This window comes from Bradyrhizobium brasilense (assembly GCF_029714345.1).
Lineage (GTDB): Bacteria > Pseudomonadota > Alphaproteobacteria > Rhizobiales > Xanthobacteraceae > Bradyrhizobium > Bradyrhizobium australafricanum.
This window is the reverse complement of the sequence record NZ_CP121669.1, coordinates 6,526,956-6,542,609: the sequence shown is the minus strand read 5'-3', so window position 1 is coordinate 6,542,609 and position 15,654 is coordinate 6,526,956. Positions and strand designations below refer to the sequence as shown.

The window sequence follows — 15,654 nt, the reverse complement described above, 5'->3', positions numbered from 1 at the left end:
TGTGGGGCGCGTCGCTCATCAAGCAGCGACGCGTCACCGAAATAACCATTCAAAGGGGATTAGCCATGTACGAGTTTCTCCAAGAAACCGTCGCGAACAACATGACGACTTCGGTGCGAAGCGTTGCCCCCGAAATGAGCGTGGGCGATCTGTACCGGCTGTTCGCCAAAGACGACTATGACGCCTATCCCGTGCTCCGCGACGATGTCGTGGTTGGGTTCGTCACGAAGCTTGACGCCCTGAAGGCATTTGCCTGTACGACAGATCACATACTACCGCATTATGACGATCGGATGGGAACGACGGTCGACGAGATCATGTCGTCCGACGTGATCGCGGTCGAGCCGGACACAAATCTGCAACGCGTTCTGCAGCTAATGGTCGCGCATCGCCTGAAAAGTCTGCCCGTGGTTGACAAATATCACCACCTGCTCGGTATCATTGCTCGCGAGGATGTCATGCGAGCCTTGGCGCGCTGCACGAAGCGGCAGGCGCCTCCGCTTGCTCCTTGCGAGACCGCCCGATGTCTACGTTTGGCTTAGATCGGGTTCTTTCGCCTCGATCGGTCGCGCTTGTCGGCGGCAGTTTGCGTCCGTCGTCGCTCGGGTTGGCGGTGCTCATGAACCTCAAGGCGAGCGGCTTTTCCGGTCCGATTGCGGTGGTCAATCCAAACTACGCGGCGATTGACGGCGAGGCGACGTTCCGCGATCTGAAGTCGCTCCCATTCGTTCCGGATCTTCTCGTGATCACGGCGCCGGCGACCGCAATCCCCGGGATCATCTCAGACGCTGCCGCAGTTGGCGTCGCTGGCGCGGTGATCCTGTCGGCGGGCCTCGGGCATGGCGCGGGCTCGCTAGCCGAGACGGTCGCACGAACGGCGCGCATGCACGGCATACGCCTCGTCGGGCCCAATTGTATCGGTGTGATGGTGCCGCGCGCGAAGCTCAACGCGAGTTTCGCGGCCCATCCTCCATCCGACGGACGCGTGGCCTTGATCTCGCAGTCTGGCGCGGTTGCGGCGGCAATGATCGCGTGGGCGGCCGAGCGGCAGCTCGGTTTCTCCGGCATCGTGTCGATCGGCGACCAGCTCGACGTCGACGTCGCTGATCTGCTGGACTATTTCGCGCAGGATGATCACACCAACGCGATACTGCTCTACCTCGAGGCCGTGAAGGATGCCCGCAAGTTCATGTCGGCTGCCCGCGCCGCAGCACGGCTGAAGCCGGTGATCGTCGTCAAGTCGGGGCGGCTGGCGCAAGGTGCCAAAGCCGCGGCGACCCATACCGGCGCGCTGGCCGGTTCGGATGCCGTCTATGATGCCGCATTCCGCCGTGCCGGGATGCTGCGGGTGTACGACTTGCGTGAGTTGTTTGATTGCGCCGAGCTGCTCGGTCGCGGCTTCGTCCCGCGCGGCAATCGGCTGGCGCTTCTGACCAACGGCGGCGGGCTTGCGATTCTCGCGGTCGACCGCCTGGCCGAACTCGGCGGCACCCCTGCGAGCCTGACTGAGAAGACGGTCAAGCGGCTTGATCAGGTGCTGCCGCGCGGATGGTCGCGTGCCAATCCTGTCGATATTTCGGGTGATGCCGACGCTACCCGCTATGTGTCCGCCCTCGACGCGTTGCTTGACGACGCGAACAGCGATGCGGTCCTGGTCATGAATGTGGAGACGGCGGTTGCGCGGACCGAGGGGATCGCCGAGGCGGTGACGCAATGTGTTCGTGACCGCCGGGTCAGGAAGAGCGAGGTCGCCCCGCTGGTGCTCGCGGCGTGGACGGGTACCGATGAGCGAACTGCCACGATTTTTGAGACTGCCCGCGTCCCGCATTTTCCGACCGAAGATGACGCGGTGCGCGCTTTCATGCATCTGGTAAGGTATCGCGAGGCCTCCATCGCGCTGGCCGCAACTCCGCCCAGTATCGCCTCAATGTTCGCGCCGGAGACGGCGGCGGCGCGGCGAGTGATCGCGCAGGCTCTGTCCGAGGGACGAGGATGGCTCGACCCGGTCGAGATCGTCGCCTTGTTCAAGGCTTACGATATTCCAATCGTTCCGACGGTTGTTGCCCGTGATGCCGATGATGCCCCAGACAAGGCTGCGCCGTTTCTGGCTCGGGGGCTTGCGGTGGCGGTCAAGGTGTTCTCCCGCGATATCAGCCACAAGTCCGATGTCGGCGGGGTCATCCTCGGCTTGCGGACCGGCGAAAGCGTCGCCGAGGCAACGAGGGCAGTATTGTCGCGCGCGCGGAGCGCGCGGCCGGATGCCATCCTGCAGGGCGTGACGATCCAGCCGATGATCGAGCGGCGAGCGGCACGCGAACTGATCCTCGGCATTGCCGACGATCCGACCTTCGGCCCGGTGATCGTGTTTGGTCGCGGCGGCACCGCGGTCGAGGTGATCAACGACAAGGCGCTGGCGCTACCGCCCCTCGACATGAACCTGGCGCGCGATCTGGTCGGGCGTACCCGGGTCTCGCGACTACTTGCTGCCTATCGCGATGTCGCGGCCGTGCCGGCTGGGGCCGTGCCGCTGACCGTCGTCAAGCTGGCGCAGATGGTGGCGGACATTCCGGAAGTCGCCGAGCTCGACATCAATCCGCTGCTCGCGGACGAGACCGGCGTGCTGGCGCTCGACGCGCGCGTGGCGATCCGCAAGCCACCGCGGCTGTTTGCCGGTCAGACCCGGCTTGCGGTGCGGCCCTACCCATCGCAATGGGAGGGTGAGCTCGCCCTGAGGGACGGCTCGTGCGTCGTGGTCCGGCCGTTGCGGCCGGAAGATGAGCCAATGGTTGAGAGCTTCTTCAGTCGGGTGACCGCCGAGGATCTCAGGCTTCGCTTCTTCCAGGCGATGAGGAACTTTTCGCACACGTTCATTGCGCGGCTGACTCAACTCGACTACGCGCGTGCAATGGCCTTTGCCGCGCTGGATCCGAGTACGGGCGCCATGATGGGAGCAGTCCAGCTTCATTCGGATTCGCTCTATGAGAACGCCGAATACGCTGTCCTGCTGCAGTCTGATCTCAAGGGCAAAGGACTTGGATGGGCGCTGATGCAGCTCCTGATCCATTATGCGAAGTCGGAAGGGCTGAAGCGGCTGTCCGGTGAAGTGCTGGCCGAGAACACCACCATGCTGAGTATGTGCCGTGAACTCGGGTTCACTGCCGCCACTGAACCGGGCGACCACCGGATCGTCAACGTCGTCCTCGACCTTTCCCTCCGGATCGCGGGTGCCTTGGGGACCGACATCCTGATCCGACGCAAGCGCGATCAAAGCGGCGTGACGGCAACCACGCGATAGGGATGCATGCCGTCCGCCTCGTGAACTGAGACATACTCGCCGGGCCGGAAGCGTTCATTGCCGAAATGATAACCGGCTTCGTCGGCCGCCGCGCCGGCCACGTCATAGTGGAATCGCCAATTGTCGCCTGGACCATGCACGAGGTGGCCGCGCTGATCATCTTCGGCGGGCCGCTGACGAACGACGCGGCAGGCGTCGCGATGGGCCTTCCAGGTCTCGACGTCGATCCGCGATGCGGAGTCGAGCGGGGCAACGATGATATAGCCAATCGTCGACGCGCCGTCGGGGTGATCGTGCTCGCGCGCGCGCTCGAGCCGAACCTGCCTGAACGAGTGTGGCAATGCAGTATTTTGCAAAGGTTTGAAGGCGGGGCGGTTCATCAGAAATTCTCCTCGGGAATGCCCGAGGTTGTCGGGCAAGCTGTTGGATCATAGAGCCGCGGCTTGCCAAGCCGTTGATTTGAGTCAAGCGCATGTTTGGGGCCCGGTGAGGCCGATTGCGCTGGGTCAAACACAGTCGTCTCCAGCACCCTAAGGTGAACTGCAACATGGAGTCAGAATCTTGCTCAATGCCCCGGCCCTGACAGCGAATGCGGATGATCCGCGTGTGCTCACCGCATGTGGGGCCTGGAACGTTGCCAATGTCGAGGCGCTGGAGCGGCTGTGTGCGCACGCCGCGGGTACCGATGTCGGCTCGATCGATATACGGCGCGTCACCGCGCTCGACACAGTCGGAGCCTGGCTGCTTGAAAAGCTCGCCCGCGGTGGCGCGACCAGAGCGGCCCTCACAGGTGCCGACGGTCCATATGGCGACCTGCTGGAAGAGGTGCGAGGACTGAACCGTTCCGGCACGGCCGAACGCAGATCAGTCAACCCGTTGCTGCAAAGGCTCGATCAGCTCGGCCGCGGCAGCAGGCGGCTGGCGTCTGATTCGGCGGCATTTCTGCATATGCTCGGCGCTTTCAGCGCAGCGTTGTTTGGTATTCTCAGGCATCCGCGATCGTTCCGACTGACGTCGACCGTCTATCAGCTCGGCCGGGTGGGCTGGCAAGCGGTGCCGATCATGCTGCTGATCACGTTCCTGATCGGCGCCATCATTGCTCAGCAGGGCATCTTTCATTTCCGCCGCTTTGGCGCGGAATCCTATGTCGTCGACATGGTTGGCATCCTCGTGTTGCGCGAGATTGGCGTGCTGATCGTGGCCATCATGGTGGCCGGACGCTCGGGCAGTGCCTATACGGCCGAGATCGGCGCGATGAAGATGCGCGAGGAGATCGACGCGCTCAGCACCATGGGGCTCGATCCTGTCGCAGTCCTGATCCTTCCACGGATCCTGGCGCTGGTGGTGGCGCTACCGATTCTCGCCTTTCTCGGCTCGCTTGCGGCGCTCTATGGCGGCGGGCTCATCGCCTGGCTTTATGGCGATATGAGCCCCGCAATCTTCATCGCGCGACTCCACGAGGCGGTCTCCGTCACGCATTTCGAGGTCGGAATCATCAAGGCGCCGTTCATGGCGCTCGTGATCGGACTTGTCGCGGCGGTGGAGGGACTGAGTGTGAAGGGCAGTGCGGAATCGCTTGGGCAGCAGACGACTGCGTCGGTCGTCAAATCGATCTTCCTGGTGATCGTGCTCGACGGCCTGTTTGCGGTCTTCTTCGCGTCGATCGGGATGTAGCCATGCCCGAAACTCCAGCCATCCACATAAGCAACCTGGTGGTCGGCTTTGGCAAGAAGATCGTCCTCGATCACCTCAGCCTTGACGTGAACGACGGGGAAATTCTCGGCCTCGTGGGCGCGTCCGGGGGCGGAAAGTCGGTGCTGATGCGGACATTGGTCGGCCTGCTGCCGAAGCGGAGCGGGCAGATCGATTTCGCGGGCACCAGCGATAATGAACGCCACTGGGGGGTCCTGTTCCAGCAGGGAGCGCTGTTCTCGGCCTTGACGGCTCGCCAGAACATTCAGTTTCCGTTGCGCGAGCAGGTGCGGCTCTCACCAAGGCTGCTGGACGAAGTCGCGGACGCCAAGCTCGAGATGGTTGGCCTGACGCGCGCAGACGGCGACAAGTTCCCGTCCGAGCTTTCGGGCGGTATGACCAAGCGGGTTGCGCTCGCGCGGGCACTGGCGCTCGACCCCTCGCTTCTGTTCCTTGATGAGCCAACGTCCGGTCTCGACCCGATCGCTGCCGGTGAATTCGATACCTTGATCCGGACGCTGCATCGGACGTTGCGTTTCACGGTGTTCATGGTGACGCACGACCTGAACAGCCTGCAGGCCATTTGCGACCGCGTCGCCGCGCTTGCCGACGGCAGGATCGCTGCAATCGGGACGCTGTCATCGGTGCTCAAGTCCGATCATCCCTGGGTCCAGGCTTACTTTCATGGCGCCCGGGCGCAGAAGCTGGGCCTCGGCAACTAGGCAAAGAGAGACGCACATGGAAATTCGCGCGCCCTACATCGTCGTTGGTGCATTCGTGTTGTCGGCGATCGTCGCCGTGTTCGGCTTCGTCTACTGGCTGAACAATGTCGGGGGGATCGGAAGACGGCAGACATATCAGCTCGTTTTCGCCGATCCCGTGCCCGGGCTGCTGGTCGGGGCGGGTGTTCTCTTCAATGGCATCCGCGTTGGCGAGGTGACCGCGCTTGAGCTGGTTCCAGACCGTCCGCGCGAGGTTCACGCCACGATTGCGGTCGCCGAGCACACGCCGGTGCATAGCGATACGCGCGTCGGCCTCGATTTCCAGGGACTGACCGGTGTCCCGGTGATCGCGCTGGAAGGCGGTGACAATCCCGAGGCGCCGTTGGCGCGCGAACCGCTGGTGGCCGAAAAGGGGGCTGGACGGAGCATGACACAGGCTGCCCGCGATGCGCTACGTCGGGTGGATGCCGTCCTGTCCGAGAATGCCGCCCCGCTGCACAGCACGATCGACAATCTCAGCACGTTCGCCGAAGGACTCGCGCGCAATACGCCGAAGCTCGATGGCATCGTGACCGGGCTGGAACGCATGACCGGCGGCGGTGCGCCCGCGCCGCGCAAGGTGGCGTATGACCTTCACGCGGTGGACAGCTTTGGAGCGCAACGCCATGCGAATCTGCCCGAGCAGTTGGTCATGGCGGAGCCGACCGCGATCGCCCGCCTCCAGACCCAGCGCTTTTTGTTTACGCCGGATGAGGAAATTCAGGGATTCGACGGTGCGCAGTGGAGCGATAGTCTCCCTTTGCTGGTGCAGACGCGGTTGCTGCAGAGCTTCGAGAATTACGACGTCAAGCATGCGCCACTGCGCGCCGACAGCGGCGTAGAAGGCGCGCCGCGTCTCCTGATAGACCTGCGCCGTTTCGAAATTGCTCAGGGACCTCAACCGCGCGCGACGATCTCCTTCTCCGCGAAGATCGTGGCCCGAAATGGTCAAGTAAAGGCCGCAAGGCTTCTTGAGGGATCTGAAGGAATTAACTCGCTCACACCGTCTGAGGCGGCATCCGCATTCGATCGAGCCTTCGGCGCCCTCGCGCGCGAGCTTGTGATGTGGGTTGCGGCGACGGACTGAATCAGACCGTTACAGCGGTCTCTCAACGATTGTCCTGGATCAGACTTGCTCGCGGCTGCCGCTAAGCCAAAGGCCTTGCGAACTAGCAGCTCGGGATCAGCAGGCTGCGGCAGTGCCGCGCAATGCTGACTTCTTCGTTGGTCGGAATGATCAGTACATCGACCGGGCTGCCCCTTCGCGGCTATGCGTTGTTCGACCTGCGCGGTTGTGGCCGTATCGATGCTGACGCCGAGCCAGGAGAGGCGATCGCAGACGCGCTGCCGGATTTCCGGGGCATGCTCGCCGATGCCGCCGGTGAACAGCAGACATCGAGACCGGCAAGGGGAGTCGCCATCAGGCGACCGCTGCAGCGACACGAAATGTGAAGAGATCGGCGGCCTCACGAGCCGCAGAATCGTGGCTCGCCAGCAGGGCGCCGAGGTCGGCTATGCGCTGGTTCACGGATATGGCGCAGTGTTCGACAAAAAGATGCCCGGCAAAAAGCCGGGCATTGAATATCGATGCAACCCCAGGGAGGAGAGGTCGATCGTCCTAATGATTCTATTCAAGCATGCTATGGCGGGCGGCGATTTGAGCAAGCGCAATAAATCGAAGATTGATTTTTACTGGGAGTCAGGAGAAGACCGTTCCTGATCCAGGTCGTTTGGCACCATCCCATATGTCCGAAGCACGGTAGTTTTCATACCCGGATGGCCGGTACAGACGACCGCCGCAGCACCAGCATGGCCGAACGTCTTCCATAAGTGCTTGGCGTGCTCGATCGCAGCGGCCGGGCTGGCGCACTTGGCCTGCTGGCCCGGAACAAGTTCGCCATCGGCCCGATCGTACGGCAGTGCAATGAAATGCGTGATCTCGTCCATCGATGCCCCTTTCTCGTTCGGTCGACCTCACCAAGCAAAGCAGTGTGCGATGACACCTATCTTGATCCGCCTCAGCTCACTTCGTTTGATCCGGATCAAGGCGGAATAGGCACATCTCGTTGCTGTTGATGGGCGCGAAAGGGAGCTTTGCTTGCCATTGGGCTTTCTCCTCTCGAACTTGGATCGGGTCATGGTGATGGGAAACGTCGTGCACTTTCCGGAATCGCACCGGGCGAACTACGAAGAGTGGCGTTCGGAGCGGAATTTCGTCGGTCCGTCCATCAAGTGCTATTGATGCTCGAGCTGCAACTGCTCCAAATCAGCCGCTTGGTCGCCGTGTGTCCGGCCGGAGCGGCCAGGACGAAGCTGCAGCAGCAGCACGACCAACTACTCGGTCGCCCTGCGGCCGCGCGACAGCATGCGCGAGCGCTGATCGGCGATTGACGTCGGCCCACATTGCGGGCGTCACCTGCCGCCAGAACGCAACATTTCATCGGATTGACGATAGATCGTCCTGCTCGTCGCCCTGCCAAAAATGAGCTCTGCTGCAGGATTCCGATAGGGGATTTTACGTGAGTTAAATCTCGCGGCCCAATAGTCCGTACCGGCTCTTAGCCGAGCCCATATTGCTTTGCCCATGCCCAGGTCAGATCGGGCAACCCGTTTGCAGCAAATCAGTTGGTGAAACGCGATGAATTTCAGGATCTCTCTTGCGCAGCGCATCTACGCAATTGTTGGGCTGAGCTTTTGCGGGCTGACCGGACTGGCCGCTATCCAGACAAGCAATTTGGCGGACGCATTGCGCGCGCAGCGGCAGAGCGAGTCGAGACACCTTACTCAACTGGCTCTTGGTATTTGCGCCGGAGGAGCATGCGTCTAGAGCCCGGCAGCGATCGCGATCCGCATCAATTCCGACATGCTGCGCACATTGGTCTTGGCCATCAAGTTAGCCCGGTAAACCTCGACTGTTCGTGGGCTGATGCCAAGGTCGTGGGCGATCACTTTGTTGATCTTGCCCGCCACGAGCCCCCGCAGAACGTCACGTTCGCGCGGCGAGAGATCCACCAGGCGAGCCTCGGCCTCGCGCTTGACCGTACCGTCGGCGGGGGCCGCCGACTGCATTTGCAAGGCTTCGCCGATTGCACGCAAGAGCGCCTGGTCCTCGAACGGTTTTTCGATGAAGTCAATCGCGCCTGCCTTCATCGCCTCGACCGCGAGTGCGACGTCTCCATGGCCAGTCATCAGAATGACGGGACATGCGACTGCGTCGGCCTTGAGTTTGCGGACCAATTCGAGGCCGCTCATGCCCGGCATACGGATATCAGATACAATGCAGTCGACTGTTCTGCCGGCGAGATGATCGAGAAAATCGGTTGCCGTCTCATAAGAGATTACGGCAAAGCCGTTGACGTCAAGAAGGAAGGCCAGTGAGTCCCGCATAGCTGGATCATCGTCGATCACGAGAATTGTACGCCGCGTTGTCATGCTTCTTCTCCGTCCTCCGCGAACGGGAGAATGAACTGAAAGACCGTGCCGCCGCCAGCGTTTGGCATCACATCGATGCGTCCGCCATGGGATTCGATGATGGTCCGGCAGATCGAGAGGCCGACGCCCATGCCATGCTCCTTGGTCGTGATAAAGGGCTGAAATAAACGGTCGGCGATATCGGGGCTAATGCCCGGGCCGGTATCGGCGATAGTGAACGTCGCAACACCGTTAGTGTTGGCGACGCCGACGGTCAATTCGCGGCGCGGGCCCGAGGCCATCGCCTCGATCGCGTTGCGAACCAGGTTGAGCACGACCTGCTGAATCTGGATTTTGTCGACGATGATCGGGGGCATGTCCCGGTCGCTGCGGATCGCCACCCGGACGCCCTGCTCCTTGGCGCCGAGCAGCGCTAGTGCGACAGCCTCTTCGAGCAGGGTGGCCGGGCTCTCCAGGGACTGCTGGGTCTCGCCCTTCGCGACAAATTCGCGCAGACGCTTGATGATGTCGCCGGCCCGTAGGGCTTGCTGCGCGGCCCGCTCGAGCGCATCCCGAATGCGGGTAGCATCCGGTATCTCCGACGCCAGCAGCGCCTTCGCACCGCGCATGTAGTTCGTGATGGCTGACAGCGGCTGGTTGATCTCATGCGCGATTGAGGACGCCATCTCACCCATAGCGGTCAATCGCGACACATGAACCAGCTCGGACTGCAGCTCCTGAAGCCGCCGTTCCTGCGCTCGACGCTCGGTGAGATCGCGGATAAAGCCGGTGAAGAAGCGTTCTCCGCGTACCTTAGCCTCGCCGACGGCGAGCTCCATCGGAAACGTCGAGCCGTCACTTCGTTCTCCGACCACGATGCGGCCGATGCCGATGATGCGCCGTTCGCCGGTCGTAAGGTATCGCTCGAGATACCGGTCGTGCTCGCCGCGATACGGCTGTGGCATCAGACTCGAAACGTTCGTTCCGACGACCTGGTCCGCTTTCCAGCCAAACAGGCGCTCGGCTGCAGCGCTGAAGGAGCGAATAATGCCGTGGTCGTCGATGACAATCATCGCATCAGGGACCGTGTCGAGGATCGACTGCAGATGGGCCTGGCGATTTCGCGCCTGATCGCTCTCCTTCAGTAGCCGGTCACCCATAAAGCCAAGGATCGGACCGAGGACAGCAAAACAGGCGATATCGATCAGATTCGCAGGCTCAGTGACCAGGCTCTTGCCGAGGAATTTGGCGCTGATGACGAGGCAGAGCAGGGTGGTGAGGATCGCCGGACCGCGGCCGCCGGCGAACGCGGCAAACAGCACGGCGGGGACAAAGATGATCGTGAAGGTCCGGTCTTCGAGATAGTTATCGAGCCCCGCGCGCACCGCGAATACGAGCGCGGCCGCTGCCGCGGCAGTGCCATAGCGGTACCAGATGCGGTCGGACATATTCCCCCGGCAAAGCCTCAAATCCACTTCGACAGTACAACGTTCAGGTACCTGAAGCCAACCGTCGCTCTGATAGGCTCGTCTTCGGCGACCTTGACCAGGAATCTGCTCATTTGCCCCAAGCGCGCCAATGCGTCGGCTGCACCAGGATGCGTTCGGCGGTCCCCGCCTTCATCCAGCCGCCCAGGATGCGGCGGCAGGGGAAGACGAGCTTGTGAATAGCGTTACCTTCGATGACGGCGAGTTCAAGGTCTCGATCGAAGGGGGCTGTCGCGACCCCCTTCCATGTCTCGCTGACGCCGGCCCTTGGGCGCTCTGGAGCGTCGGGTGCCGGCATGTCAGGCGGCCTTCTGAGTAGCCTCGTCGACACTGCTGGTCTTTCGTGCAAACAGGTTCAGCTCGATCGTGCCCAGGGAACGCGCGGTCTCGATCGCGTACGTCGCGTCGTTGGCGCTACGCGCGGTAACGCCCTTGGCCCAGTCCTGCAGCGCTGTGATCTTCTCGGCGACCGAGGCGGTGGAATTGAACCTGCGGAAGAGTTCCCAGGCCTCGTTCGCTTCGATTTGCATCTGCTCGAACCAGTGCCGGTTTGCCTCGATCAGTTTCTCCGAGAATTCCGACTGGACGGCCATCGCGCGCTTCGCATAGCTCTGGATGGCGTCGGAGACGGGACGGGCTTCGCTGTGGTCTGTCATGTTCAACCTCCTTCGTTGAGGAAGGCATTTCTTTCCAACACGTCCGGCACTTGCGTGTTGATGTGCGTCAACTCGATAGCTTTCCGGATCGCACGGCTCCGGTGATCGAGTTAGCCGCGCTTGGGATCGACGACTGCGCCGGTTCGCAAGTTGATGAAGTGGATGCCATCACAAGCGGCGCAGGAGATCGAATGCAGATCGTCAGTCAAAGGTCCGGACGCGTCGTCGGGAAGCAGGCCTTGGACGCGATCACCAGTAGTCGGACACGAGAAGATAATGGGGCGTAAAGCCGTTCTGTCTGCCATTTGCACAATCCTGACGGAACGGCATCGTCTGGCGGGGCGCGCCGTGCCGCATTGATGCACGTCAAAAATCCGGTGCACGGTCGAGGCGGCGCCGGCGGCCTAGAACGGGGCGACGGCGAGGGTGCCGAGCAAGGCTGGACCCGGCCGGCTGGCTGAGTGAAGGCCGCTTTGCCTGCAAGATCATCCGGACGAGGGCCACGACAACGATCGCGAGCGCTCCGATCGAGGCGAGCAGATTCTGCCAGCATGATTTTGTTCTCCTGACTAACTGCCAATATCTTCGGTCGTGGCGCCTTGATTCCCGACTAGCGCGGGCGTTGAGAAGGATCAAGATGAACGGGCCGATCATGTGCGAGCTTGGTGCGGGTGTTGAAAGGAGAGCGGCAATGCGCGCACACCAGATCATGGCGAGACATCTCATTACTGTTGGAACCGAGACCTCCATTATCGAGGCCGCGAAGTTGATGATGGATCATCATGTCAGCGGCCTGCCGGTGGTCGATTCGGCTGGAAGACTGGTCGGAATCCTGTCGGAGAGCGACTTATTGCGGCGAAGCGAGATCGGCACGCAACGCCGGCGTAGCCGCTGGCTTCAGTTCCTTCTCGGCCCCGGCTATGCAGCCGCGGACTTTGTCCACGAGCGCGGGCGGAAGGTCGGAGAGATCATGTCGTGTGATCCCGTCACCGTGACGGAAGAAGCGCTTCTACCTGATCTGGTCGATCTCATGGAGAAGATGGGGGTCAAACGGCTGCCGGTAATGCGCGAGGGGCGCCTCGTTGGCCTCGTGACACGTGCCGATCTGCTGCGGGCAGTCGCGTCTATCGCGCACCAGATCCCGGATCCTACGGCGGATGACAAGCACATTCACGATCGTATCGTGCGGGTCCTCGACGGTGCAAATTGGTGTCCGCTCGGGCTGCAGGTCTCGGTGCGCAACGGCGTGGTTCACCTCCGTGGGGTCATCACGGACGAACGGGCACGGCAGGCTGCGATTGTCGCCGCGGAGAATGCCGCCGGCGTCAAGGAAGTGCACGATCATCTGTGCTACGTCGACACCTATTCCAGCTTCTATATCCAATCCGCGGAAGACGAACGAGCAACTGCAGCTAAAGCAGCAAAGGAGACGGCAGGATGATCGTTCGCCCCGCAATCATTCTGATCCCGTTGATCGCGACTGCGGTGGTCAGCGCCGATGTCGTGGGCTTCGCCGCAACGCTGTTTACGATCTGTGTGATCGTGGGTTTCGCGATCACTGCTGCCGGACGGACCGTCAACGGAAAGACGACGTCAATACCGGCAGTCCGGCCGCCATCCGCGGACTGGATATCTCACCACAAATAGCACCTCGTCCGGTCTGGTCTCAGTGCCCGATGATGAGAGCCAGACGTCGCGAAAGGCTCGTCGCTCGTGTTCCTGGCGGTCGAGGACGTTCTCTGCTCGCTTTCGATATCCTCTACAATGGGACAGCCGCGCCTCAGAGCATTCCGTTGCGGCAGATCAATACGGGCGTCTCGCGCCAATGGCAGCATGAGCAAGGAATCAGCCCAAGCGAGGGTGCCATGACATCATTTGACGTTCGTTTCATCAAAACGGTTTGCGACGATACCGGCCACGAGCATCGCGCCTGCCAGGCGGCGTTCAAGGTTGACGCTATCTCGCTTTCCGCGGCTGCACAGCTGGCCGAAGCCGACTTCTGCAGACAGAAGGGCGTCCGCGACTGGACGATCTTTGCCGATTCCATGGAGCTTCGAACGCCGCCGGCTTTGCCGTCGGCCTGGGGCGGCTAGCGCCCCTTGGGCGGCCGTCGCGATCGATTGCCGCGATATCGCGTGCTTGATCGGTATCAAATCGACAATCGGGTCCTTCGGCGAGAGGTGGAGAGCCAAAAGGGGGTGAGAAATGAGCGACCGATCAGCTGGCAATAGCTCGCCGCAATTCGAGAATCTTCTCGCGCGCTTGCGAGCGTTTCTTGCGCGTCGACACGAATTGGATCTGTTGACCGTCAGGGAGGTCGACGAGATCGCTCACGAGCTCAATCTGTCGACGTCGGACCTTCGTGCGCTTGCCCGCGAGCAAGGTTCGCCGGAGTTGCTCAGCAAGCGTCTCGAACATGCAGGGTTGTCCGAGCAGACGCTCGCTTCGTCCCATTGCGATGTGTTGCGTGATCTGCAGCGAGTGTGCGGTCTATGCCAGGAGAAGGCTCGCTGCGCCGCGGATCTCGCGCGGGAAAGGCGGGCCAGTCCGGCACGATACTGTCCGAATGAACTGACCCTGACGGCGCTGAGCCGCGGCGCCAGCGGCGCGCGGCATGGCGCAGGAATTGATGCCGATCAAGTAGCTGGCGGGGAGATTGTGGTCTCCATGACGCCACCGCATCCAAAGAAAGCTTCCACATGACAAGTCCATCTTCCGTTTCAAAGTCGATGACGATGGGCGAAGCCGGCTTGACGTCGGCACTTGCGGCTTTTGCCTTCGTTAGCTTTCTGGCCGCGGCGATGGGGCACGATGCGGCGTTCAGCTTTCACGCGTCGCTTGCTTGTGCCGCCAGCCTGATCTCCGTGGTCATGATCGGCAATCGCTACCTTGACCGTCCTGCAGAATTGCCACCGGCGGAGATCGGCGGGCGCCCCAATTACAATCTCGGACCGATCAAGTTCGCGTCTGCCATGGCGATGTTCTGGGGCATCGCGGGTTTCACTGTGGGTCTGATCATTGCCATGCAGCTGGCCTGGCCGGCGCTTAATTTCGATCTGCCCTGGACGACATTCGGCCGACTGCGGCCGCTGCATACGTCGGCCGTGATCTTCGCATTCGGCGGCAACGTCCTGATCGCAACGTCGTTCTATGTCGTGCAAAAGACCTGCCGCACTCGCCTTGCAGGCGACCTGTCGCCCTGGTTCGTCGTGGTCGGCTACAACTTCTTCATCCTGATCGCCGGCACCGGCTACCTGCTCGGCGTGACCCAGTCGAAGGAATACGCCGAGCCGGAATGGTACGCCGACTTCTGGCTGACGATCGTCTGGGTGACGTATCTGCTCGTGTTCCTGATGACGCTGGTGAGGCGCAAGGAGCCGCATATTTTCGTCGCCAACTGGTTCTACCTGGCGTTCATCATCACGATCGCGGTGCTGCATCTCGGCAACAATCCCGCGCTGCCGGCTTCCTTCCTCGGCTCGAAGTCCTACATCGCCTGGGGCGGTGTGCAGGATGCGATGTTCCAGTGGTGGTACGGCCACAATGCGGTCGGGTTCTTCCTGACCGCCGGCTTCCTGGCGATCATGTACTACTTCATTCCGAAGCGGGCGGAGCGTCCGGTCTATTCATACCGGCTTTCGATCATCCATTTCTGGGCGCTGATCTTCCTCTACATCTGGGCCGGCCCGCATCATCTGCACTACACGGCGCTGCCGGACTGGGCGCAGACGCTCGGCATGACGTTCTCGATCATGCTCTGGATGCCGTCCTGGGGCGGCATGATCAACGGCCTGATGACGCTGTCGGGAGCGTGGGACAAGCTGCGCACCGATCCGGTGCTACGCATGATGGTGGTGTCGGTCGCGTTTTACGGCATGTCGACCTTCGAAGGCCCGATGATGTCGATCAAGGTGGTCAATTCGCTGAGCCACTATACCGACTGGACCATCGGCCATGTGCATTCCGGCGCATTGGGCTGGGTCGGATTCGTCTCGTTCGGCGCGCTCTACTGCCTGATCCCCTGGCTGTGGAATCGCCAGCTCTACAGCCTGAAGCTGGTCAACTGGCACTTCTGGATCTCAACCATCGGCATAGTGCTCTACATTTCCGCGATGTGGGTGTCGGGAATCCTGCAAGGCCTGATGTGGCGTGCCTACACCTCGCTCGGCTTCCTCGAATACTCCTTCATCGAATCTGTCGAGGCCATGCACCCCTTCTACATCATTCGCGCAGCGGGCGGCGCGCTGTTCCTGGTCGGCGCCCTGATCATGGCCTTCAATCTCTGGATGACGGTCAATGCCGGCCAGGCCAGCGAAACCGAGGGCGCCGGCGCTCTCCAGCCTGCCGAATAG

Annotated in this window: 17 protein-coding genes and 1 pseudogene; 11 read left to right on the top strand and 7 right to left on the bottom strand. The window is 61.8% G+C overall.

The window, feature by feature from the left end; genetic code table 11:
* Window positions 1–65: 65 nt before the first annotated feature.
* Window positions 66–542 (top strand): CBS domain-containing protein, encoded by a 477-nt coding sequence (locus QA635_RS30525; RefSeq protein WP_283063250.1) that lies wholly within the window; start codon window positions 66–68, stop codon window positions 540–542.
* On the top strand, window positions 524–3,295 hold the full coding sequence (locus QA635_RS30520; RefSeq protein ID WP_283063248.1) for a bifunctional acetate--CoA ligase family protein/GNAT family N-acetyltransferase: 2,772 nt from the start codon (window positions 524–526) through the stop codon (window positions 3,293–3,295). Before QA635_RS30525 ends, QA635_RS30520 begins: the two co-directional genes overlap by 19 nt.
* On the opposite strand, the gene QA635_RS30515 is transcribed toward QA635_RS30520, so the two are convergent.
* Window positions 3,265–3,675 (bottom strand): hypothetical protein, encoded by a 411-nt coding sequence (locus QA635_RS30515; RefSeq protein WP_283071912.1) that lies wholly within the window; start codon window positions 3,673–3,675, stop codon window positions 3,265–3,267. The genes QA635_RS30520 and QA635_RS30515 overlap by 31 nt on opposite strands.
* Before the next feature lie 181 nt (window positions 3,676–3,856).
* Here QA635_RS30515 and QA635_RS30510 point away from each other — a divergent pair, with 181 nt between their 5' ends.
* From QA635_RS30510 to QA635_RS30500, 3 genes are read left to right on the top strand one after another with little or no spacing between them, the layout of a single operon-like run.
* Entirely contained in the window at window positions 3,857–4,969 is a 1,113-nt protein-coding gene (locus QA635_RS30510; RefSeq protein ID WP_425249063.1) for an MlaE family ABC transporter permease, read from the top strand.
* Window positions 4,970–4,971: 2 nt separating this feature from the next.
* Window positions 4,972–5,709 (top strand): ABC transporter ATP-binding protein, encoded by a 738-nt coding sequence (locus QA635_RS30505; RefSeq protein WP_283063246.1) that lies wholly within the window; start codon window positions 4,972–4,974, stop codon window positions 5,707–5,709.
* 16 nt (window positions 5,710–5,725) lie between these two features.
* Complete coding sequence (locus QA635_RS30500) at window positions 5,726–6,835, top strand: ABC-type transport auxiliary lipoprotein family protein (RefSeq protein WP_283063245.1); 1,110 nt, start codon at window positions 5,726–5,728, stop codon at window positions 6,833–6,835.
* Window positions 6,836–7,086: 251 nt separating this feature from the next.
* On the opposite strand, the pseudogene QA635_RS30495 reads toward QA635_RS30500, so the two are convergent.
* Window positions 7,087–7,191, bottom strand: a pseudogene (locus tag QA635_RS30495) (hypothetical protein); the annotation flags it as partial.
* A 40-nt stretch (window positions 7,192–7,231) separates the two neighbouring features.
* On the opposite strand from QA635_RS30495, the gene QA635_RS30490 reads away from it, so the two are divergent.
* Window positions 7,232–7,468 (top strand): hypothetical protein, encoded by a 237-nt coding sequence (locus QA635_RS30490; RefSeq protein WP_283063243.1) that lies wholly within the window; start codon window positions 7,232–7,234, stop codon window positions 7,466–7,468.
* Here QA635_RS30490 and QA635_RS30485 read toward each other — a convergent pair.
* From QA635_RS30485 to QA635_RS30465, 5 genes are all read right to left on the bottom strand, one after another.
* The gene (locus tag QA635_RS30485) at window positions 7,438–7,695 is read right to left on the bottom strand and encodes a hypothetical protein (RefSeq protein WP_212059529.1); all 258 of its coding nucleotides are present in this window, start codon (window positions 7,693–7,695) and stop codon (window positions 7,438–7,440) included. The two genes, QA635_RS30490 and QA635_RS30485, sit on opposite strands and share 31 nt — an antisense overlap.
* Window positions 7,696–8,571: 876 nt before the next feature.
* Entirely contained in the window at window positions 8,572–9,180 is a 609-nt protein-coding gene (gene fixJ, locus QA635_RS30480; RefSeq protein WP_212059527.1) for a response regulator FixJ, read from the bottom strand.
* Window positions 9,177–10,607, bottom strand: a complete 1,431-nt coding sequence (locus QA635_RS30475) for a PAS domain S-box protein (RefSeq protein ID WP_283063241.1) — start codon at window positions 10,605–10,607, stop codon at window positions 9,177–9,179. Before QA635_RS30475 ends, fixJ begins: the two co-directional genes overlap by 4 nt.
* A 109-nt stretch (window positions 10,608–10,716) precedes the next feature.
* Window positions 10,717–10,944, bottom strand: a complete 228-nt coding sequence (locus QA635_RS30470; protein ID WP_283063239.1) for a hypothetical protein — start codon at window positions 10,942–10,944, stop codon at window positions 10,717–10,719.
* Window position 10,945: 1 nt separating this feature from the next.
* On the bottom strand, window positions 10,946–11,302 hold the full coding sequence (locus QA635_RS30465) for a hypothetical protein (protein WP_283063237.1): 357 nt from the start codon (window positions 11,300–11,302) through the stop codon (window positions 10,946–10,948).
* A gap of 691 nt (window positions 11,303–11,993) precedes the next feature.
* On the opposite strand from QA635_RS30465, the gene QA635_RS30460 reads away from it, so the two are divergent.
* The 5 genes from QA635_RS30460 (at window position 11,994) to ccoN (ending at window position 15,654) form a co-directional block, all read left to right on the top strand.
* Window positions 11,994–12,743 (top strand): CBS domain-containing protein, encoded by a 750-nt coding sequence (locus tag QA635_RS30460; protein ID WP_283071908.1) that lies wholly within the window; start codon window positions 11,994–11,996, stop codon window positions 12,741–12,743.
* Window positions 12,740–12,949 carry a hypothetical protein gene (locus QA635_RS30455; RefSeq protein ID WP_283063235.1) on the top strand — a complete coding sequence of 70 codons (210 nt, stop codon included), beginning with the start codon at window positions 12,740–12,742 and terminating at the stop codon, window positions 12,947–12,949. Before QA635_RS30460 ends, QA635_RS30455 begins: the two co-directional genes overlap by 4 nt.
* 146 nt (window positions 12,950–13,095) lie before the next feature.
* On the top strand, window positions 13,096–13,395 hold the full coding sequence (locus tag QA635_RS30450) for a hypothetical protein (RefSeq protein ID WP_283063234.1): 300 nt from the start codon (window positions 13,096–13,098) through the stop codon (window positions 13,393–13,395).
* Between the two features lie 112 nt (window positions 13,396–13,507).
* Entirely contained in the window at window positions 13,508–14,005 is a 498-nt protein-coding gene (locus tag QA635_RS30445; protein WP_283063233.1) for a hypothetical protein, read from the top strand.
* A 26-nt stretch (window positions 14,006–14,031) separates the two neighbouring features.
* Complete coding sequence (gene ccoN / locus QA635_RS30440) at window positions 14,032–15,654, top strand: cytochrome-c oxidase, cbb3-type subunit I (RefSeq protein ID WP_283071906.1); 1,623 nt, start codon at window positions 14,032–14,034, stop codon at window positions 15,652–15,654.